Raw genomic sequence first — 19,861 nt, 5'->3', positions numbered from 1 at the left:
TGACACCATGACTCCATTCGATAACATTCCCCGATAGCTCAGTTGGTAGAGCACTCGACTGTTAATCGAGTTGTCACAGGTTCGAGTCCTGTTCGGGGAGCCATTCTTTCCACAATCTATACATAATTATGGCCCGTTGGTCAAGGGGTTAAGACACCTCCCTTTCACGGAGGTAACAGGGGTTCGAATCCCCTACGGGTCAGTCTATGAACGCTTAGCTCAGCTGGGAGAGCATTACCTTGACAGGGTAAGGGTCGGCGGTTCGATCCCGTCAGCGTTCACCATTTGCTATCGCGGGGTGGAGCAGCCCGGTAGCTCGTCGGGCTCATAACCCGAAGGCCGCAGGTTCAAATCCTGCCCCCGCAACCAATTTTCTTTCGAGGTATGAACTTCGAGAGCGAATAACTTCGTGTGGAGCCGTGGTGTAGAGGCCTAACATGCCTGCCTGTCACGCAGGAGACCGCGGGTTCGAATCCCGTCGGCTCCGCCATTTTTGATAAAGTGCAGTACGAGCCATTAGCTCAGTTGGTAGAGCACCTGACTTTTAATCAGGGTGTCGTAGGTTCGAGTCCTACATGGCTCACTTTTTACTCACTTTTTACTCCTCCAATCTCATGCGGAAGTGGCTCAGGGGTAGAGCATCGCCTTGCCAAGGCGAGGGTCGCGGGTTCGAATCCCGTCTTCCGCTTTCCTTTAAGATAACATGCCTTTGATCGTTATGATCAAAGGCATGTTTTTTTCTTATATCAGGGTGTGTGGCTCCGTACAGTCGGGGTACCGAGCCGCCCGAATGGGAATTTTAGTCGCAATAACGGACGATAGAGAACTTTATTTGGTCCGGATGTTTGCAGGAAAGTTCGTTTTGCGCGTAAGTGAACGCAATCCCTTGTTCCCGCAAACGAAGGGGAACAGAAGCAAAGCCCTCGCCTTCGCGATGAATCTGGAGACGGACCGGCAGCGCATCCAGCTGGGCTTTCAACTGCTGACTGTTCTTGACTTGCATGTGCACCAGCCGGTAGTTCGAACCGAGCGCATTACATCCGATCAACGTTAGCAGTAAGAGGGCGGCCCATTTCGGCACCTTATGCCGGGCAACATATCCGCATAGAGCGATAACGACCGGTATCAGCCAAAATTGCGGCACATAGCGGGCCCACCAGCTCTCCGGATTGATGAATACAGTCGCTGACAGAGCGGCGACCGCTAAAGCCGCCCCAAGCGCCAGACGCCAATCATACGCGAGAAGCAGGAACCCGAGCGCAATGGAGCCCAGCGCGATCCAAAACATGAACGGGCCGAAACCGCCGATTCTTGTATCTTGATCCATGTGCCTGAATTCGGTTTTGATTTCATCCAGATCTAGCGTAAACAAGTCGCGGGGCTCCGATTGCAGGGGTTGAATCGGATTGCCGGTTTTCCGGGTCAAGGAAAGCACCATTTTCTCAAGCGTCCCTTTGCCTGCAAAATCGGCCGGCTGGTTGGCTGATATAATATCGATTTTGCCGGACCCGGCCAGCGGATAAAACGGATGCCCCTTATGAACCGTGTTGGTGACATAGGGGTTATAGCCGAATCCGATGACACCGGCCATGAAGGTAAGACCTAAAGTTAAGGTGACGATAACCGATTTGAACCTGTTCGCAAACGTCAGGTAGACCACAAAAATAAAAGTGATCAATCCCGCATAAACGATGGCCGTAAATTTAATGTTCAGCAGAAGCAGCAGCGTTACCGACGCCAGGATCAGCGATTTTCGCTCGAATGTCTTGGCATAATGGGCAAGAGCCGCGATGTAAACCAACATCAGGCTGCCCAGCAGACCATCGTTATAATACGTAAACAATTCCGCCACAACGACAGGATTCGCCGCCATAACGGCGCCCAATAAACCTAAGACGAAGAGAGAGCGGTTCCTGAAAATGCGGGCCAATGCGCCAAAAGCTGCAAAAAAAGAGGCCAGCCAGCAAATCACGTTCGTTGCCTTACCGACTTCGATCGAAGGCCAATAAGCATAGAAAAACGCCGCAAGCAGCCACGGCGCCTTGGCATAATGCTCAATCCAGATCGAAAGCGGAAACGCAGAATGGTACAGTGGATTCCAGCCTTCCTTGATGGAACTGATTGCAAGAATATGATACACTTGGCCGTCATATGACGTATCGAGAATCGAAGTGCTCATGAATAGAGATAGAGTCACCCCAAGAATGGCCAGCGCATACGAAGTCCGGGCGAATGAAATCCCCCATCTATGCATGGCTATTCCGAATATGACCCAGAGAACTAGCGCAATCGGCGTCAATACCGCTGCATGCGGAGGCAAATTACACAGAAGGGCCGTCAGGATGGCCGTGTAACCGATGCCTAGAACGGAGATGAGCAGCAGAGCTGTATCAAGGCTCCATTCCCCCCGGTGCATGGAGGGCTCCCGTCTATGATATCGCAAGCACAAGCACCCCCAGCGCGATCAAGGCTAGACCGCCCATTTTGGGCAGCGTGACCGGTTCATGAAAAATAACGGCCGCCAGCACAAACACGATGATATAGCCGCCAGCCACCATAGGGTACGCCTTGGATAGGGGGATGCTCCGCAAACCGCAAATCCAGAACGCCACCGATACAGCATACAATCCAAGCCCGGACAGGATGGGGGCATTGGTAAACATCTGAATGTTCCGGTGCCATACCGATCCGGTTACTTCTGCGGGCGTCAGCATAGCGCCCCATTTCATCAAAACCTGTCCTATAGCTCCAAGCGGAACGGATAAGAGCAAGTACATGTACGCTTGCATACGGAGCTCCTTTTCATTAATCAACCGAATGCCTTGAGAATAAACACAACTGAAATACCATAAGTCATGACCGTCGCCACAATTCCTGTGTCCTGAAGCAGCAATTCTTCAGGCTTGCCGCCCTTGCCGAGGACATGGATGAGATAAAGGTACCGGAACACACCGTAAATAACAAAAGGAATCGTCCACATTAAATGAATGGTACGTCCCGATAAAAACGTAAACATGCTGTAAGAGATGATGGTCGCTGTCGTTACGATCCCCGTCATCTGATCCAGAAGCGTTTCGGAATATTTATCAAGCACCTTGCGGTGAGTTCCTTTGTCATTTTGCAGCAGCATGAACTCGTGCCGGCGCTTCCCGATCGCAAGCAGAAGCGAGAGCAGAAATACGCATAGCAAAAACCACGGCGTAAAATGAACCTGAATCACGATACCCCCGCCCAGTGCGCGCAGTACGAACCCTGCTGCAATAATCATAATGTCGATGATCACGACTTGCTTCAAGGCAAGCGAGTAGGCAACGTTGAGAGCAAAATAAATGAAGAGCAGCAAGGCGAACAGCGGATGTTCCCGTACAGCCGCGGCCATGGAGCAGACGAACAGCACGAAGCCGAAGGCAACGGCGAGCTGCGGATTCAATCGGCCGGAGGCCATGGGACGATGGCGTTTGTCAGGATGCTGGCGATCGGCTTCCCGATCCATATAATCGTTCAAAATGTAAACGCAGCCGGATACGAATGAAAACAAGATAAACGCGGTAAGACTATGGATAACAGCGCCGGGGTGCATTTTGTCGATGGAAAAAGTAAAAGCTGCAAAGACGAGCATGTTCTTCGTCCATTGCTTCGGACGAAGCTGCATAAATAACAGTTTGGAGGTCTCCATGAAGCTGCGGTGATTTCTGGCGTGATACAACATGCTGTCTGTCATGATTTTTGCTCCCTTTTCCAAGCATAGGTGTAAACTGAACCTTGCTTCTCTTTTTACCCCAACTATTTTTCCAAAAATGCAAATGAATTATACGGATGCGTCTGCAAATTTGTCCTTTCCTTGTCCTTTCTTTGTCCAAAGCGTGAAAAAATTTTGAACAAATTGCGAAAAATGTGGTATACTAAGGAAAAGAAAACACTTTCATCTCAGATTGGAGTGATTAGCATGACGACGAGAACGGCATCGGCTAACGAGGTAAATCACAGTGGGCGGGATGTGGGTCGTCTAGTCACGATGATGACGGTGGCGGCTTGGGTCCTACTCGGTATCGGCTTTGTACTCAGTTTGCTTAACTTGCATCATTTCAGCGATCGGAATCCTTCCCTGATGGTCGGCATCGGCTTTATGGTCGGCAGCGTTCATATTTACGTCATCCGCACAGCGATCCACTTGGTGCATTCGCGCGCAGCCTCAAGAACGGAATAAAACCAACGATATTTTGCTAAAACAGAAGCAAGGCCAATCTTGTCGAGCAGACTGGATTGGCCTTTTTGCGTGTATCCATTCTCATAAAGACAGGTTACCGTCAATGTCGAACCGGTGACATTTATTTTACAGGATCAAGGCGATTGCTTGACGTATTTGTTAACCCTGATTCAATAACCGCGGAAATCTGTTAAGTTATAGTTATAGATAAGTGAAGTAAATCACAAAGTTTTCATCGTGGGTTGAACGAGGATAGGAGGATCGTCATGGCAAAACCGAAAAGGGCTGTTCGGCTCGCATTCCCGTTCTTAATCGTAGGCATGGTCCTGCTATTGTCGGGGTGCGCGGAACAAATCATCGTGATGGACCCAAAAGGGCCGATTGGTGAAAGTCAGAAAGATTTGATTTGGTTTTCAATGATATTGTGCGCGATCATTCTGGTGCCGGTGCTGGCTCTGACCGCTTATATCGTATGGAGGTACCGCGATAAGCCGGGGACGAAAGCGACCTATCGGCCAGACTGGGCGCATAGTACGGTTATGGAGGCGGTATGGTGGGGCATTCCCATTCTGGTTATCATCGTGCTCGGCGTCGTAACGGTTCGGTATACGTATGAGCTCGAACCTTCGAAGCCGATCGCATCGGAGAAGAAGCCGATTACGATTCAAGCGACATCGCTGGACTGGAAATGGTTGTTCATGTATCCGGAGCAAGGCATTGCAACGGTGAACTATTTGCAAATTCCCGAGGATGTGCCGATTAAATTCGAGCTAACCTCGGATGCGCCAATGAACTCGTTCTGGATTCCTCAGCTGGGGGGGCAGATGTATACGATGTCAGGCATGGCGATGACGTTGTTTCTGCAAGCGGACCATCCGGGAACTTACTACGGATCGGGCGCTAATTTCAGCGGCGAGCATTTTGCCGATATGACCTTTGATGTGAAAGCGACGTCGGAAGAAGAATTCAAGATGTGGGTCGGCAGCGTGAAACGCACGTCTCCGGTGTTATCGATGGAAGGCTATGAAGAGCTGGCCAAGCCAGGCAAATCCAACCCGCAATATTATGCTTCGTTCCCGGAAGGCTTATTCGGGCATATCGTAACGAAATACGCGGTTAACGGCCAAGGTCATGGAGCGCACGGAGGTCACGGGGCACCGGCACAGAACGAGGCTCCCAAGGCGCAGCCGGTCATAGAAACAAAGCCGAATCCGCAGTCGTCTACGACACACGAACATGCGGGGCATTAATTTAGACGAGAGGAAGGTTCGCTCATGCTGGATAAGATCAAGCAATTTGCTTCCGAGTTTTTCGTAACCGGCGATCCGCTCATCCTCGGCGCTCAGGTCAGTATCGGACTTACGATGGTCGCTATCGTGTTCGTGCTCACGTACTTCAAAAAGTGGGGCTGGCTGTGGCGCGAATGGCTGACGAGCGTCGATCATAAACGGATCGGCATCATGTATATTATTTGTGCCATTCTTATGCTGTTCCGCGGCGGAGTGGACGCCCTGTTGATGCGGCTGCAGCTCGCGGTGCCGAACGCCGAGTTTCTGCATGCGGAGCACTATAACCAAATTTTCACGACGCACGGCGTCATTATGATTTTGTTCATGGCCATGCCGCTCATGTTCGGGCTGTTCAACATCGTCGTTCCGCTGCAAATCGGGGCGCGCGATGTCGCCTATCCGTTCTTGAACTCGCTGAGCTTCTGGATGTTTTTCTGGGGCGCGATGCTGTTCAACGTCTCCTTCATTATCGGCGGCTCGCCGGATGCGGGCTGGCTCGCGTATCCGCCGCTGTCCGGCCTGCAGTTTAGTCCGGGCGTCGGGCAAAATTTTTATATTTGGGGCATTCAAATTTCCGGTATCGGTAGCTTGGCGACGGGGATCAACTTTATCGTAACGATCCTGAAGATGCGCGCGCCAGGCATGAAATTGATGAAAATGCCGATGTTCACCTGGTCTGTTTTTTCCAGCTGCGTCATCATCATTTTCGCCTTCCCGATCTTGACGGTTACGCTCGCGTTGTTATTTCTGGACCGTTTCGTCGGAGCGCATTTCTTCACGCTTGACGGCGGCGGTAACCCGATGATGTATATCAACCTCATCTGGATGTGGGGTCACCCGGAAGTGTACATCGTCGTTTTGCCCGCATTCGGGATTTTCTCCGAGATTGTGGCGACGTTCTCCAAGAAGAAGCTGTTCGGCTACAAATCCATGGTTTTTGCCATGTTCAGCATTAGCGTGATGTCGTTCTTTACCTGGGCGCATCACTTCTTCACGATGGGTTCGGGCGCTGACGTCAATGCATTCTTCGCCTTAACGACGATGGCGATCGCGATACCGACCGGTGTCAAAATATTCAACTGGCTGTTTACGATGTATAGGGGAAGGCTCTCCTTCCCGACGCCGATGCTATGGACGATCGCCTTTATCCCATGCTTCGTAGTCGGGGGGATGACCGGGGTGCTGCTGTCGGTCGCACCGGCCGACTTCCAGTTCCACAACAGCTATTTCCTGATCGCTCACTTCCATCAAGTGCTGATCGGGGGCGTGGCGTTCGGTTACTTTGCCGGCCTGTACTACTGGTGGCCGAAGATGTTCGGCTTCCAGCTGAACGAGCATCTCGGCAAATGGGCGTTCTGGCTGTGGAACATCGGCTTCTACGTCTGCTTCATGCCGCAGTACATTCTCGGTCTGATGGGCATGACGCGTCGGATGTACACGTACGACTTCGACATGGGCTGGGGCCCGCTCAATATGGTGTCGACGATCGGCGGGTTCCTGATGGGGATCGGCTTCATCTTCCAAGTATGGCAGATCGCCTACAGCATCAAGCAGAACAGACGCGATACGACTGGAGACCCGTGGGACGGCCGGACGCTCGAATGGTCGATTCCTTCTCCGGCGCCGGTGTATAACTTCGCAGTCGTGCCTCAGGCGGGCAAGCTTGACGATTGGTGGGAAACGAAGCAGCAGCGCGCGAACGGAATCAACCCTTCGGATACGGTTAAGCCGAAGTACGAACCGATCCACATGCCGAAAAACTCCGGCATTCCGTTCATCATGTCGGCGTTCTGGTTTTTTGCCGGATTCGGCTTCGTCTGGGATTGGATGTGGCTGACGATTCCAGCGCTGGTCGGCGTCGCCATTTGCATGCTGGTACGCTCGTTCACCTATGATACTGATTATTATATCCCGGTCGACGAAATCGAACGGACGGAAAGAACGTTAAGGGAGGCGAAAGTCTAATGGCGCACACGGCAGTTCACAACGGACATGGGCATGACTCGCACGATCATGCGCACGACGACGGCCATCACGACCAAGAGTCGCTCAAAACGTTTGGGTTTTGGCTTTTCCTCATTACCGACTGTATCTTATTCGGCACCTTGTTTGCTACGTATGTCGTTCTTCGTGCCAATACGAACGGCGGACCGACGCCGGAAGAACTGTTCCTCATGCCCGGTATCATCGCCGAGACGTTCATCCTGCTTACGAGCAGCTTCACGAGCGGTCTCGCCGTGCTCGCGATGCATCAAGGCAAGAAAAACCAGCTGATCGGCTGGCTGGGGGTAACCGCGCTGCTGGGCGCTGCCTTCATTACGCTGGAGGTGTCGGAATTCGTGCATATGGTGCACGAAGGAGCGACAATCAGCACCAGCGCGTTCCTGTCGAGCTTCTACGCCCTGGTCGGGACGCACGGTATGCACGTCTCGCTCGGGCTCGTCTGGATGGTCGGCCTCATGCTTCAGCTTCGCCGCAGAGGCATTACGCCGGTCACCAAACGCAAGGTCGAAGTAATCAGCCTGTACTGGCATTTTCTCGACGTCGTCTGGATTTTCGTGTTCACGGTCGTTTATTTGATGGGGGTGATGTAGGATGGAGCGTATAAACGCGGCTTCTTCGCACGGACACGGACACGAGCAACACGGCTCACACAACGGCTCGCACGGTTCCCTGAAGTCCTACGTCATTGGATTTCTGCTTTCGATTGTGCTGACGGTCATTCCGCTCGTGGTCGTGATGAACAAAATGATGAGCCAGACCGGCACGATCTTATTGATTCTCGTCATGGCGGTGCTGCAATTCGCCGTTCAGCTGCTGTTCTTTATGCATCTGAAGGAAGGAGAGAATGCCCGTTGGAACATCATGGCGCTCATTCTCGGTTTGATCATCCTGCTGACCATCGTGGCGGGCTCGATCTGGATCATGACGTATAACGCGGTGGCGCATTAAGCGCAGCTCATACTTGTAGACCCTTACGCGCGTCGTAAGGGTCTTTTTGTTTTTGGGAAGCGAGGCGCTGAAGCAAGTCTCACGAAGGCGAAAAGCCGCTGACATGAAGGCCCGGACCTCTTAGGCTGGAAAGGGGAACACAACCCCGGAGGCCGGTTACGGGTGGACGAGGTGTTTAGCGATAAATGCCGGCAGCTGCTCCGGCGCAAGCGGCCTGCTCAGCAGGAAGCCTTGAGCGACGTCGCAGTCCATCTCTTTCAGCCGGTTCAACTGATCGAAGGTTTCCACTCCTTCGGCCACGACACGGTAGTCGAGATGTTTGACAAGCTGAATGATCGCTTCGGTCACTTTCGCTTCCTTCGGGGTGGTGAGATCGTTCGTGAAGCTCTTGTCGATTTTCACCACATGGAAGGGCAGCTTTTTCAAGTAGTTCAACGAGGAGTAACCGACCCCGAAATCATCAAGCGCGAGTATAATGCCGGCCTGGCTTAATCGCATTAGCTGCCGCTGCGCATATTCAAGCGAAGCTATCAGCGCCGTTTCGGTCACTTCCAGCTCGAGACGGTGGGGCGGCAGCCCGGCGGAACGGGCGATCTCCTTCACGCATTCGGGAAAGTCCGGGTCGTTAATCTGGACGGCGGACACGTTCACGGACATGACGGCATCCGGGAACACGCCGAGCAAGGAAGTGCCCGTCTCACACGCTTGGCGCAGCACCCACATGCCGAGCGGTACGATCAGGCCGGACGCCTCGGTCAGCGGAATAAATTCGGCGGGCGAGATGAAGCCGTGCTCCGGATGGCGCCAGCGCAGCAGCGCTTCGAAGCCGCGCACCCGGCCGCTGCGAATATCGAATTGCGGCTGGTAATGTACGCTGAATTGTCCCAGCTTCAAGGCGTCGCGCAGGTGCTCGGTCAATTCGGCGCGCCGAGCCGCTTCCGGGTCAGGCTGAACAGTCACGCCCAAATGCTCCGGGTGGGGAAGGCGTAACGAGCCTAGCGCACGTTCCACCAGCGCTGCCAACCCTTCCTCGTCGCCCCGATAGGTGACGAGAGAGGACGCAACCTCGGCGTAGAAGTGTTTGGATCGGACCATCCAAGGCTTGACCAGCTCGCACTTGGTTATAAATTTCCATTCGATAAGCTCCTCACGCGTTCCGCCCTCCACGCAAATCCAAAACAGATTGTCTTCGGATAAGCTCATGCGCCAATCGGCCTGAAGCCTTCCCTGAATACGGGCCGACATCGTATCGAGTAAGCTTTGGCAAACGTCAGGACCATACCGTTTCTTCATATCCTGCAGGTTGTGAATCTGGAAAAGAACGACGGTAAAAGGAATTTCTTTATTCACGAGCCGGTTCAACTGCTCCATCATACAGCGGTGCTTGGTCAGGCAGGGCCTCCAGTAGGGCCGTCGGCTGCGCGTTAACGGAAAGTCGAGTGCATAAGCGCCAACTAATAAGGCGGCGGCATGAAGCGACAAGGAGAGCAGCAGGTAAAGACTCCATTCCCGGATACCGGCTTGCTGCCCGGGGAAAGCAATAACGAAGGACAAGAGGTCGGCAAGTCCCCAGAGCAAGCCTGCGGCCATCAAGCGGCGTATGGCCGCGCTTCGCGCCGCAGCCTGATTCCACCGGTTTGTCCAAACAAGAAATAACCCTACATCAAGCACACTGTGCCATACATGCCTAGCGATATCTCCGATCACGGTGATCCTATCCTCCCAGTAAACCTTAACTTTTTCCAGTATAAGGTGAATGTATTTGGAAAGTTTGGGAATAATCGTTAAGCGCCTGTTAATTTATCGACAATAAGCCGACATTCCGCTTAAACGGAAGTCGGCTTGTTACCGCGGGGGAGCGGGCTATGGCTATGGAATAAACTTATATCCGACGCCCCAGACAGTTTTAATATGAACGGGCTCCTTCGGACGGTACTCGATTTTTCTGCGCAAATTGGTCACATGCACGTCGATCGCCCGGTCGTTCACGAACGAATCGTAGCCGCGGGCGGCGTTGATTAATTCTTCCCGGGAAAATACTTTGCCGGGATTGTGGCAGAACAGCTTCATAATTTCGTATTCGGAGTAGGTAATCTCTACGTAGTTCCCGCGCACGATGAGCATTCGCCGGTCGGCATCCAGTTGAATCTCGTCGCCCGGATCGCGATCCGTTTCGACGGCTTCAGGCAATGCCGGCGCGACCAGGGAGCGGCGCAAAACCGCATCGATACGGGCTTTCAGCTCCTGCATGCTGAAGGGCTTGCAGAGATAATCGTCGGCGCCGGCCGTAAGGGCCTGTATGCGGTCGGTCACGTTCGTCTTCATGGAGACGACGATAATCGGCGCCGTCGTCAAATCCCGGAACGTGGCGCATAGGCCGACTCCTTCCGCGTCCGGCAGCATTAAATCCAGAAGAAGGATATCCGGTTTAAAGGTGCCGAGCGCCATCATGCCGTCCTTGCCGGTTTCTGCGCGAAATACGATGAAGCGCTCCTCGGTCAAATACAGTCTGAGCATTTCTCCAATAATATTATCATCTTCTATGATAAGTACCTTGTACACGTTATCGGCCACCCGCCTTTAAACGATCAAATGTTAGAGACGCTAACACTTACCAAACACTTTTGGCATATTCGTATAAATTATATAGGGGTGAAGGCCGTTAGTCTATGTATCCTTTTGTCGAAAAGGCAGCTCTCGAATTGCTTGTGTCAGTTGTTCGAGCTGATCTTTTAAACGAACGGTCAATTCCGGCAGCGCGCCGATCCCTGTTTGTAGCGCTTCTTCAAGTGCTCCCGCAGTGAGGAACACGTCCTTTGCCCCCAAATTGCCCGCGGCTCCGCGCAGCGAGTGAACGATCCGATGCGCATCGTGGCGGTCCGCAGGGTCCGTCAGCGATAGCTTGTCCCCGATCCTGCCATATTCCAGCAAAAAAGCGTCCAATAATTGGATATACATCTGTTCACGTCCTCCCAAAAAGGCGAGTGCGCGTTTCGTGTCGAGCGGCCCTTCGAAGGACCATCCTCCCGTGCCGGCATCGGATAAGTCTGCGTCCGTGATTTCCTTGGACGCCGCCGTCAGCGGTTGGGCCGAAGGCAGCCATTGCGCCACGGTGCGGATCAGCTTCTCGGGCTGAACCGGCTTCGTCAGCACCTCATTCATCTCAGCCTTCAAGCACGCTTCCCGCTGTTCCTTCGTAGCGTCGGCCGTCAAGGCGATGATCGGCAGGCGGGCGAAGGCGGCATCTGTACGAATGCGCTTCGTCGTTTCGATGCCGTCGAGCCCTGGCATATGCAGATCCATCAGCACGAGATCGAAGCGGGCCTCTTCCAACCGCTGCAGCGCTTCAAAGCCGTCGCCCGCTACCGTAACCTGCAGCCCGTGCGAGACCAGAATTTCCCGGGCGACCGTCTGGTTGATACGGTTGTCCTCCACCAGCAGAATGTGCCCCGCTTGAGTCTCGCCGTACACTTGCTCGAGCTGTGCGGCCTCGGGTGCCGTCTGCCGCCGCTTGTCCCGTACGACGGACAGGACGTCGGCGAGCTCGTACCGACTGAACGGCTTGACCATGATCCAATCGGGCCGCAGTTGTTCGGGGACAAGAAGCAGGGCGTCTCGACCGGCCAGGGTCGTACACGCCACCGTCAGGACACCTTGGCGATCTGCCTCCCGTTTCAGCTCGAACCACGTTTCCTCCCCGTACATATCCGCCGATTCCATGTCGAGAAAGGCGATATCCGGCGGGGCTTCGACGATCCGGCGCAGCGCATCTTTCCATGTAAGCACGCCGTAAGCTTCGCCGGTGATTGAAGCGAGCGCCCCCTGCCATAAGCGGCACGTCGCCGGATGATCCTTCGCGACCAGCGCCTGATACGGGAACTTCCCGGCTTCCGCCCCTTGCCCGGGGATGACCGGGAAAGGCAGCCTGAAGCCGAACTCGCTGCCCTGGCCTTCGAGGCTGCGGACCCGAAGCTCGCCGCCCATGCGCTCGATCAGGCTTTTGGCGATGACGAGGCCCAGACCGGTGCCGCCGTACTTGCGGCTCGTCGAGCCGTCCGCTTGGACGAACGGCTCGAACAGGTGCTCCAGCTGCGCTGCGTTCATGCCGACACCCGTATCCTTGACGCTAAAGTCGAGCCAGATGGACGCGGCGTTGGCGCGATGGAGGCTAATGCCGAATTCGATCTGGCCTTGCGAGGTAAATTTCACCGCATTGCTGAGCAGGTTCAATAACACTTGCTCGAGCCGGAGCGGATCACCTGCCAGCTCGTCAGGCACCTCGTGCCCGATATCGGCTACGAGCTCTACCGGCTTATGGCCGATGAGCACGCTAAGCGTGCCGTTTAACCGCTTGACGATGCCGCCCAGGGAGAAGGAGATGCGCTCGATGTCGAGCTTGTCCGCTTCGATTTTGGAAAAATCAAGAATGTCGTTGATGATGCCGAGCAGCGACTGGGAGGAGGCGACGATTTTGTGCATGTAATCGGCTTGAATGTCCGACAATTCCGAGCGCTGCATCAGATGCGACAGCCCCATGATCCCGTTCAGCGGGGTGCGGATTTCATGGCTCATGCGCGCGAGGAACAAGCTCTTGGAGCGGTTCGCTTCGTCCGCTTCTTCCTTGGCTTCGAGTATGGCCCGCTGAATGCGCTTCTGCTCGCGGATGTCGCGGACGATCGTCGAATAGTACGTTTCCCGACCGTCGGTCGAGGTGTGGGCGACCAGCGTTTGCGAGGTCACGATTCGCTCCCCGCGGGCGGTCCGGAATTCGATCTCCTCCTCCCAGAACCCGCGTTCCTCGGCGTTCCTCACGCCTTTCGATAAGCGGAACGCCATCTCGCCGACCAAGTAGTTGCCGATATTGCACGTATCCTCATCCAGCTTCTCAATACCGAGTAATTGCAGTCCCGCCTGATTGATGTAGAACATGTCCCCGCGCTTATCGAACGAAGCGATAAAATCGTGGGCGTTCTCCATAATGTTAAGCAGCCGATTTCTCGACTCGAGCGTTTCCTTATATCCTCGAATATCTTGGGCAATGAGGACGAAGCCTTTCACCTTGCCTTTCGCACCGATCATCGTGCTGACGTTGACGTTAACGGGAATGCGCGCTCCAACCCGATGCAGCCATAACCACTCGGTATCCATCGTCATTTTGCGCGCTGCTTTTATGAAAAAGGCGGTACAGTCCGCCGGAATAGGCTCCTGGAGCTCCTGCGCATACAAGGCCGCCCGCTCTGCCAGCTGTTGAGGGTCCAGCCAAATGTGCGGCGTTTTCTTATGAATGACGTCGATGGCCGAGTACCCGAGCAATTGTTCGGCTTGCCGGTTAAAGTACGTGATCTTATATGCGGCGTCCGTCACGATCATGGCGTATTTGTTCTCACGAATAAACGCTTCGAACGGCTCGAACAAGCTGCGCAAATTTTGAATCATGCCGTTGACCGACTGCGACAATTCCCCGAGCTCGTCGCTGGATGAATGATCCAGAGGGCTCGTGTAAAAGTTGCCGTCCGCTACCGATTCGGTCGCTTTCAGGATCGGCTTCAGCCGCCTGATAATGAAACGGTTGACGGTGAGACGGATGATGAGGAAAAGACACAGCTCGGCCGCCGCGATAATCAGGAGCGTTGTATACAAGAGCGAGCGAAGCGGTGCTTCGAAGTTGGATAAGCCGACCGAGAGCAGGACGATCCAGTTCGTCAGCGGCATTCTCACAAAGAAAGACTTGGACGGACCGAAGCTGATTACCGTCTGGATCGAGCCCCGGTCTTGCTCCGAGACGATATCGTACTGATCCGTAAATGCGGGAAAATCGCGCCGGTAATTCAAGACGAAATTTTTGGAAGAGTCCGTATTGTAGAGCACGGTCGACTCCATGTTGACGACGATGATGCGCCGCTGTTTGGCCGGATCGTCCAAATTCAGCTGCGACGAGAACACGCTCCGGGCGTCCAGCGCGACGCTGAGCACACCGGTCACATGCCGTTCCTCGTTAAAGACGGGAACGAGAATAGAGATGACGGAAGTATTCGTCATTTGCCCGATATACGGGTCGGAGACAGCGGATTTTCCTTGCAGCGCGGTTGCGAAAGCGGCTGTGTGGGCAAGGCTGCCCTGTTCGCCGTCCGACAGCGTCAGGTTGCCCTGCAGATCGGCAATGCCGATGGACAAGTAATGGCGCTCCAGCCCTTGCTCCAGCTCTTTAGCCAAATAAGCGAGCTTCTCCGGCAGGGTGCCGCTTCGGATCACCGTTGTCCGGCTGATGATTTCGGCCTCGGCCGTGCGCACTTTCAGGTAGGCGTCCAAGTTGTCGGCGGCATTGCTCAGCGTGTCGAGCGTTTGCTCCTCCAATTGCTGGTACAGCTTATTTTTGGAGAGTTGGTAATGGGTGAATCCGACAATGCCTAGTGTCAGGGTTGTCACCAGGAAGAGGATCGCCATCATTTTCGTTTCCAACGTCAACCTCATCGGTCAGGCCTCCCGCTCGCAGAATGAGTCCATCTAATCCAACGGCTTCATCTAATCATAACCCATTTTATAGGATTGGGTGAAGGTACAAACCTGTGCGACGGAATGGTCATAAGCTAGGGTATATAGATGAATCGGAGTGTCCGAGAAATCAGGAGAAGGAAGGGTGAACATCGTATGAGCCAGAAGCCAAAGGCTGCCCCCCGCTCAGGGAGCCAAAAGCCAAAGGCCGCCCCCGGTTCAGGCCGCCGGAAGCAGGCGGCAAGCGCATCGGCAGCGACGGGAAAGGGCGGTCGTCCAGGGAATGTGCGTAAGCCGCGGATCGCGAATCCGCAGCCGCAGCTTAACACGGTAGAAGTTCAAGGGTTGTTTAATCCGTTTGCCGGCGGAGCGGCGACAGGCGGTCTGGGTGCCGCTGCGGGCGGCGAGTCGGGTTTCGGCTTCATGTCGCTCTTTAACCGCGTAGGCGGGCTGGACGGCATCATTTCCACGATGGGCAAGGTGCAGAAGGTGATCACCATCATGAAGCAAATCGGCCCGGTGTTCAAGCTGATCGGCGGCTTTGGCGGCTTCGGCGGGCTGGGCGGGGGATCGGTGAAAACGGCGTCGCTTCGCCGCCCTCCGGCAAGCAAGCCCTCCGTGAAGCGGTCGTCTGCGCCGCCTGGCCGCCGGCCCGGCGGTTCGGCTCGCGGGTAGCCCGGCTCATGCCGGCCGTGCCGCCTTGCGGGAAGCAGAGGGCGGTATTTCGCGTATGCATTGCGGCATCATGAAAAATAGCGGGACTGTGCTCGTCACAGTCCCGCTATTTGAGTTGTGCGCAGGTTTGCTTAAGATATCAGAAAGTATCTTCCACGGAAGGGCTCCGATCAGGAGCTTCTCTTACAAGGGCACGACTTGCGGCCGCTGCTCCTTGTAGTACACCCATTCGCGGTAGCCGATCTCCTTCAGCCGCGCGGCGACTTCGTTCCAGTCGTCCCCGACGCGACTCGGAACGTGCGCGTCCGAACCGAAGGTGACTTGCACGCCATAGTGCAGGGCCCGCTCGAGAATGGCGTCGATCGGGTACCAGCCTCCGCACGCCTTCGTTTTGCCCGATGTGTTGATTTCGATCGCAATGCCGCATTCGCCGATCGTCTTGAGCGTCCGGTCCACCGCTTCCGTCTTGATGTCCGAGAACGCCGGATAAAACCCGCGCATCGCGTCGATATGCCCGAGAATATGGAACATCCCGCTGCGGGCCGATTGCTCGATCAGATCATAGTACAGCTCTTTTTGCTCGACTTTTTGCCGATCGGACAAGCCGTTCCAGCGCTTCTTGTTAAAGATGCTCACCCCGCCCGACAAATGGACGGATCCAATGATGTAATCGAACGGGTACAGCTTATAAACGTCGCGGTACACATCAGCGTGCTCCGGGAAGAAGTCCGACTCCACGCCGAGCAGCACATCGATGCGCCCGGCATATTCCGCTTTCAGCTTCAACACTTCGTCAACGTAACGCTTGAACTCGCTTTTGGCCATCGCAATGCCGGGCTGCGCCCGATCTTCGTCGCTGGCGAAATAAGGAGAGTGATCGCTGATGCCGATTACCTGAAGTCCGTGGGCGATACCCGCTTCGATGTAATCGCGTATCGTGCCCGTCGCATGGCCGCAGCGCTCGTGGTGGGTATGTAAATCGAATTTCATCTTTTGTCTCACTCCGAACCGATGAATTGAGTTTCCTGCATACCTTTCAAGTCCTGCAAAAACTGATGTAATGCCGAGCTTAAATAACGCCCGGACTTGTAGACGACGCCGACGGGATGACTGATTTCCAGTTCGTTCACTTTCACCATTTTAAGCGTACCGAGCCGCAGCTCGTTTTGAATCGATAGCTTCGAGATAATCGCCGCGCCGAGATTCAGCTCGACCATCCGTTTCACTTCTTCGCTGCTGGACAGCTCCATCACGATCTGAGGCGTGATGTTCAGTTCCTTGAACACTTGATCGACGAATCGGCGGCCGGCCGTTTCGGGGGACAGCATGATGAGCGACAAATCGTGAATGCGTTCGATCGGCACATGGGCGTACCGGGCCAGTGGGTGATCCGGGGCTACCGTCAGCTCGAAGGTGTCATAATAAAGCACCGAGCTTTCAAGGGACGGATGCTTGTCGAACAAATACGTGATGCCGATATCGATCGTTCCGTTCTCGACGCTTTGCATAATTTGCGAAGTTGACATGGAATGGATCGTCGTTTTGATCAGCGGAAATTGGTCTTGAAAATAAGAGAGAACCCGCGGCAAAATTTGCATCGCGATTGAAGTTGTCGTGCCCAGATGAATATGGCCCTGCGGCGTTTGGTTCAAATCTTCGAGCCGCTGCTTCAGATCCTCAACCGTCTGCAGGATCATTATGGCATGCTCGAGAAACACGCGACCGCTATCGGTTAGCGTGACCGGTTGGTTCCGGTCAATCAGTACCGTTTTGAATTCGTCCTCCAAACTCTTGATTTGGGCGGACACGGCCGGCTGCGTCAAGTTTAAGATTTCACCGGCCTTGCGGAAACTCATCGTTTTCGAAATCGTAATTAACGTTTCCAATTGGTTGAGGTTCACGTTGTACCCCCTCTCCAAGGTGTGAACGTGTGAGTCACACTTCATTATATGCTACTTGAGAGGGAAGGGCAAACGATGAAGAAAGTTGCCATATATTCAAATTTGAGTATAATTGCTTTAGAGTTAAATATTTAAGAAGTAGGTGACCTGTTGAGATGGAAGCAACTAAAAAATCGAACATTCCGTGGACAGTGACAGGCCTGATGCTGGCACTGCTGCTGGCTGCGCTTGACCAAACAATCATATCTACGGCCATGCCGACCATCCTGGGCGAGCTTGGGGGATTGGATCAGTTCGTTTGGGTATTCTCGGCGTACTTGATCGCCAACGTCGTATCGATGCCGATATTCGGCAAGCTCGGCGATATGTACGGACGCAAGCTGTTTTTCCTGCTCGGGCTGATCGTCTTTATGATCGGTTCCGCGCTGTGCGGCACGTCCGAATCGATGCTGCAGCTCATTATTTACCGCGCGATTCAAGGGATCGGAGGCGGTGCGTTGATGCCGCTTACGTTCACAATCGTCTTCGATATTTTCCCTCCGGAGAAGCGCGGGAAGGCGCAGGGGCTGTTCGGCGCTGTCTTCGGTATTTCCAGCGTGCTGGGACCGCTTGCGGGCGCCTATTTCACCGATTATGTCAATTGGCAGTGGATTTTCTATATCAATCTGCCGCTCGGAGTTGTCTCATTGATCCTCATATCCCTGTTCTATCACCCGGTATTGCCGAAAAACAAGAACCTCAAGGTCGACTGGCTCGGCACGCTCGTCTTCGCAGCTTCGATCATCGCTCTCATGCTCGGCCTCGAGCTCGGGGGCAAGGATTACGCGTGGAATTCGCCGGTCATTATCGGCCTGTTCGTGGCGGCGGCCGTTTTATTCGTGGGATTCTATTTTATCGAACGTGCCGCTTCCGCGCCGATCATTCCGTTTCCGCTGTTCCGGTCCCGATTGTTTACGGCGAGCATGGGGATCAGCTTTTTCTACGGGGCGCTGATGATATCGGCTGCAACGTATATTCCTTTGTTCGTTCAAGGGGTGTTTCAAGGCTCGGCGACAAGCGCAGGACTCGTGTTAACCCCGATGATGCTCGGTGTGGTTGCCAGCAGCGCATTCAGCGGACGTTTTCTCGGTAACGCGTCGTTTCGCAGCATCATGCTGTTCTCCGCCGGTTTGCTGCTCGTCGCCACCGTACTGCTCGGCACGGTGGCGGTCGATACGCCGAGATGGCTGGTGACGATGTACATGATCGTTCTCGGACTCGGAATCGGAACACAGTTCCCGGTGATTTCGATTTCGTCCGTGCAAAGCGTCAGCTTCCAATACCGCGGCGTCGTTACGTCGCTGGTGTCGTTCTTCCGTTCGATCGGCTCGGCCGTCGGCGTGACCGTACTTGGTACGATCCAGTCGTATGCGCTGAAGAACCGGATCGTCGAGCTCATGCCGGACAACGCTTCCGCACAGACGCCTGCCGATCCGCAAGTGCTGCTCAGTGAACAGTTTCGGCAAGCGGTGCCGAAGGAAATCATGGACAAATTGATTATCGGGCTTGCCGATTCGATTGCGTTCGTGTTCCAGGTCTCGATCTTGGTCGCAGCGTTAGGGCTGATGTTCGTCTTATTGATGGGCAAAGCCAAGATGGAGCTTGGGCAGCGCGGCCAGCAGAAGCCGGACGGAGCGGGCGAAGGCGAAGAATCGACCGTACAGCACGGTCATCTGTAAGGCGGGTGGACCATCGATGTCCATGAAGCTCGTCATCTTGGGGCTGCTGATGGAAAACGACAGCCATCCCTATCAAATGCGACAAAAGATGAAAGAGCGCGGAATGCTGCATTATATCAAAATGCAGGAAGGCTCGCTGTATTACGCGATTGACACGCTGGCTAAGGCGGACTATGTGAAGGCCATCGAGACGATCAAGCATAGCGCGGGCCGGCCGGACCGCACCGTGTACCGCATTACGGAATCGGGGAGACGGCTATTCCAAGAGCTGCTCGACAAGCAGTTCGCCGAGAACAAAGCTGTGTATCATCCGATGTATGCGGCGTTGGCCTTTGCCAAGCACGGTGACCCGAAGCGGATCCACGACTTGCTGCAGGGTAAGCTCGAGGAACAGCGGAAGCTCGCCGCTTCCTTGCGAGAGCTGTACGACAGCCATATCGATCAAGTGCCGCGCGCCGTGCTGCATATGATGAAGGGGCGCTTGGAGCATGCGGAGATTGAGCTGCGTTGGCTGGAGCGTCTGGCCGAAGACGCGTTGAACGACCGTCTCAAGGAATACGGCAAGCCGATCGAGGATTAACAGGTAAAGCCGCCGCCCGCGCATAAATAAAACTCCCGCAAGCACTG

At 54.5% G+C, this 19,861-nt stretch carries 16 protein-coding genes and 7 tRNA genes; 15 read left to right on the top strand and 8 right to left on the bottom strand.

What is annotated here, in order from left to right:
• The first annotated feature begins 27 nt into the window (after positions 1-27).
• The 7 genes from FKP33_RS11785 to FKP33_RS11755 all read left to right on the top strand — a co-directional run bounded on the left by FKP33_RS11785 (position 28) and on the right by FKP33_RS11755 (position 688).
• Positions 28-103 (top strand) — tRNA-Asn (locus FKP33_RS11785).
• Between the two features lie 27 nt (positions 104-130).
• Positions 131-202, top strand: a tRNA-Glu gene (locus FKP33_RS11780).
• 6 nt (positions 203-208) lie between these two features.
• A tRNA-Val gene (locus FKP33_RS11775) sits at positions 209-284 on the top strand.
• Between the two features lie 8 nt (positions 285-292).
• Positions 293-369: transfer RNA gene (locus FKP33_RS11770), tRNA-Met, on the top strand.
• 44 nt (positions 370-413) lie between these two features.
• Positions 414-490, top strand: a tRNA-Asp gene (locus tag FKP33_RS11765).
• 20 nt (positions 491-510) lie between these two features.
• Positions 511-583 (top strand) — tRNA-Lys (locus tag FKP33_RS11760).
• 33 nt (positions 584-616) lie between these two features.
• Positions 617-688, top strand: a tRNA-Gly gene (locus FKP33_RS11755).
• Positions 689-799: 111 nt separating this feature from the next.
• On the opposite strand, the gene FKP33_RS11750 is transcribed toward FKP33_RS11755, so the two are convergent.
• The 3 genes from FKP33_RS11750 to FKP33_RS11740 are packed head-to-tail and all read right to left on the bottom strand — an operon-like array spanning position 800 to position 3,721.
• On the bottom strand, positions 800-2,443 hold the full coding sequence (locus FKP33_RS11750) for a hypothetical protein (protein WP_127608872.1): 1,644 nt from the start codon (positions 2,441-2,443) through the stop codon (positions 800-802).
• The gene (locus FKP33_RS11745) at positions 2,430-2,789 is read right to left on the bottom strand and encodes an SMR family transporter (RefSeq protein ID WP_127608871.1); all 360 of its coding nucleotides are present in this window, start codon (positions 2,787-2,789) and stop codon (positions 2,430-2,432) included. Before FKP33_RS11745 ends, FKP33_RS11750 begins: the two co-directional genes overlap by 14 nt.
• Positions 2,790-2,809: 20 nt before the next feature.
• On the bottom strand, positions 2,810-3,721 hold the full coding sequence (locus tag FKP33_RS11740; protein ID WP_230876325.1) for a decaprenyl-phosphate phosphoribosyltransferase: 912 nt from the start codon (positions 3,719-3,721) through the stop codon (positions 2,810-2,812).
• A gap of 225 nt (positions 3,722-3,946) precedes the next feature.
• On the opposite strand from FKP33_RS11740, the gene FKP33_RS11735 reads away from it, so the two are divergent.
• From FKP33_RS11735 to cyoD, 5 genes are all read left to right on the top strand, one after another.
• Complete coding sequence (locus FKP33_RS11735; protein WP_054798397.1) at positions 3,947-4,207, top strand: hypothetical protein; 261 nt, start codon at positions 3,947-3,949, stop codon at positions 4,205-4,207.
• A 266-nt stretch (positions 4,208-4,473) separates the two neighbouring features.
• Positions 4,474-5,457 (top strand): ubiquinol oxidase subunit II, encoded by a 984-nt coding sequence (gene cyoA / locus FKP33_RS11730; RefSeq protein ID WP_127608870.1) that lies wholly within the window; start codon positions 4,474-4,476, stop codon positions 5,455-5,457.
• A gap of 24 nt (positions 5,458-5,481) precedes the next feature.
• The gene (locus FKP33_RS11725; RefSeq protein ID WP_127608869.1) at positions 5,482-7,461 is read left to right on the top strand and encodes a cbb3-type cytochrome c oxidase subunit I; all 1,980 of its coding nucleotides are present in this window, start codon (positions 5,482-5,484) and stop codon (positions 7,459-7,461) included.
• A complete protein-coding gene (cyoC, locus tag FKP33_RS11720) occupies positions 7,461-8,090 on the top strand; it encodes a cytochrome o ubiquinol oxidase subunit III (RefSeq protein WP_054798396.1) in 630 nt (209 codons plus the stop codon). The genes FKP33_RS11725 and cyoC overlap by 1 nt, the downstream gene beginning before the upstream one ends.
• Before the next feature lies 1 nt (position 8,091).
• Positions 8,092-8,448: a cytochrome o ubiquinol oxidase subunit IV gene (gene cyoD, locus FKP33_RS11715; protein WP_054798395.1), complete on the top strand. Its 357-nt coding sequence runs from the start codon at positions 8,092-8,094 to the stop codon at positions 8,446-8,448.
• 156 nt (positions 8,449-8,604) lie between these two features.
• Here cyoD and FKP33_RS11710 read toward each other — a convergent pair whose 3' ends face one another.
• From FKP33_RS11710 to FKP33_RS11700, 3 genes are all read right to left on the bottom strand, one after another.
• The gene (locus tag FKP33_RS11710; protein WP_127608868.1) at positions 8,605-10,155 is read right to left on the bottom strand and encodes a putative bifunctional diguanylate cyclase/phosphodiesterase; all 1,551 of its coding nucleotides are present in this window, start codon (positions 10,153-10,155) and stop codon (positions 8,605-8,607) included.
• A gap of 162 nt (positions 10,156-10,317) precedes the next feature.
• Positions 10,318-11,010, bottom strand: coding sequence for a response regulator transcription factor (locus FKP33_RS11705; protein WP_127608867.1), 693 nt, complete (start codon positions 11,008-11,010; stop codon positions 10,318-10,320).
• 105 nt (positions 11,011-11,115) lie between these two features.
• Entirely contained in the window at positions 11,116-14,919 is a 3,804-nt protein-coding gene (locus FKP33_RS11700) for a response regulator (RefSeq protein WP_141335124.1), read from the bottom strand.
• 177 nt (positions 14,920-15,096) lie between these two features.
• Here FKP33_RS11700 and FKP33_RS11695 point away from each other — a divergent pair, with 177 nt between their 5' ends.
• Positions 15,097-15,615, top strand: a complete 519-nt coding sequence (locus FKP33_RS11695; protein WP_141335122.1) for a hypothetical protein — start codon at positions 15,097-15,099, stop codon at positions 15,613-15,615.
• A 183-nt stretch (positions 15,616-15,798) separates the two neighbouring features.
• Here the strand turns inward: FKP33_RS11695 and FKP33_RS11690 are convergent, their stop codons facing one another.
• Together FKP33_RS11690 and FKP33_RS11685 are read right to left on the bottom strand one after the other, a co-directional pair.
• Positions 15,799-16,605, bottom strand: coding sequence for a histidinol-phosphatase (locus FKP33_RS11690; RefSeq protein WP_127608864.1), 807 nt, complete (start codon positions 16,603-16,605; stop codon positions 15,799-15,801).
• Between the two features lie 8 nt (positions 16,606-16,613).
• Positions 16,614-17,516 carry a LysR family transcriptional regulator gene (locus FKP33_RS11685; protein ID WP_141335120.1) on the bottom strand — a complete coding sequence of 301 codons (903 nt, stop codon included), beginning with the start codon at positions 17,514-17,516 and terminating at the stop codon, positions 16,614-16,616.
• Between the two features lie 155 nt (positions 17,517-17,671).
• Between FKP33_RS11685 and FKP33_RS11680 the strand changes: the two genes are divergently transcribed.
• Together FKP33_RS11680 and FKP33_RS11675 are read left to right on the top strand one after the other, a co-directional pair.
• Positions 17,672-19,234: an MDR family MFS transporter gene (locus tag FKP33_RS11680; protein WP_141335119.1), complete on the top strand. Its 1,563-nt coding sequence runs from the start codon at positions 17,672-17,674 to the stop codon at positions 19,232-19,234.
• 16 nt (positions 19,235-19,250) lie between these two features.
• Positions 19,251-19,814, top strand: coding sequence for a PadR family transcriptional regulator (locus tag FKP33_RS11675; protein WP_141335117.1), 564 nt, complete (start codon positions 19,251-19,253; stop codon positions 19,812-19,814).
• The last annotated feature ends 47 nt before the right edge of the window (positions 19,815-19,861 follow it).

This window comes from Paenibacillus sp. tmac-D7 (assembly GCF_006519665.1).
In the GTDB taxonomy this organism is placed as follows: domain Bacteria; phylum Bacillota; class Bacilli; order Paenibacillales; family NBRC-103111; genus Paenibacillus_G; species Paenibacillus_G validus.
The sequence above is the reverse complement of the archived record's forward strand: the minus strand, read 5'-3'. Positions and strand labels throughout refer to the sequence as shown.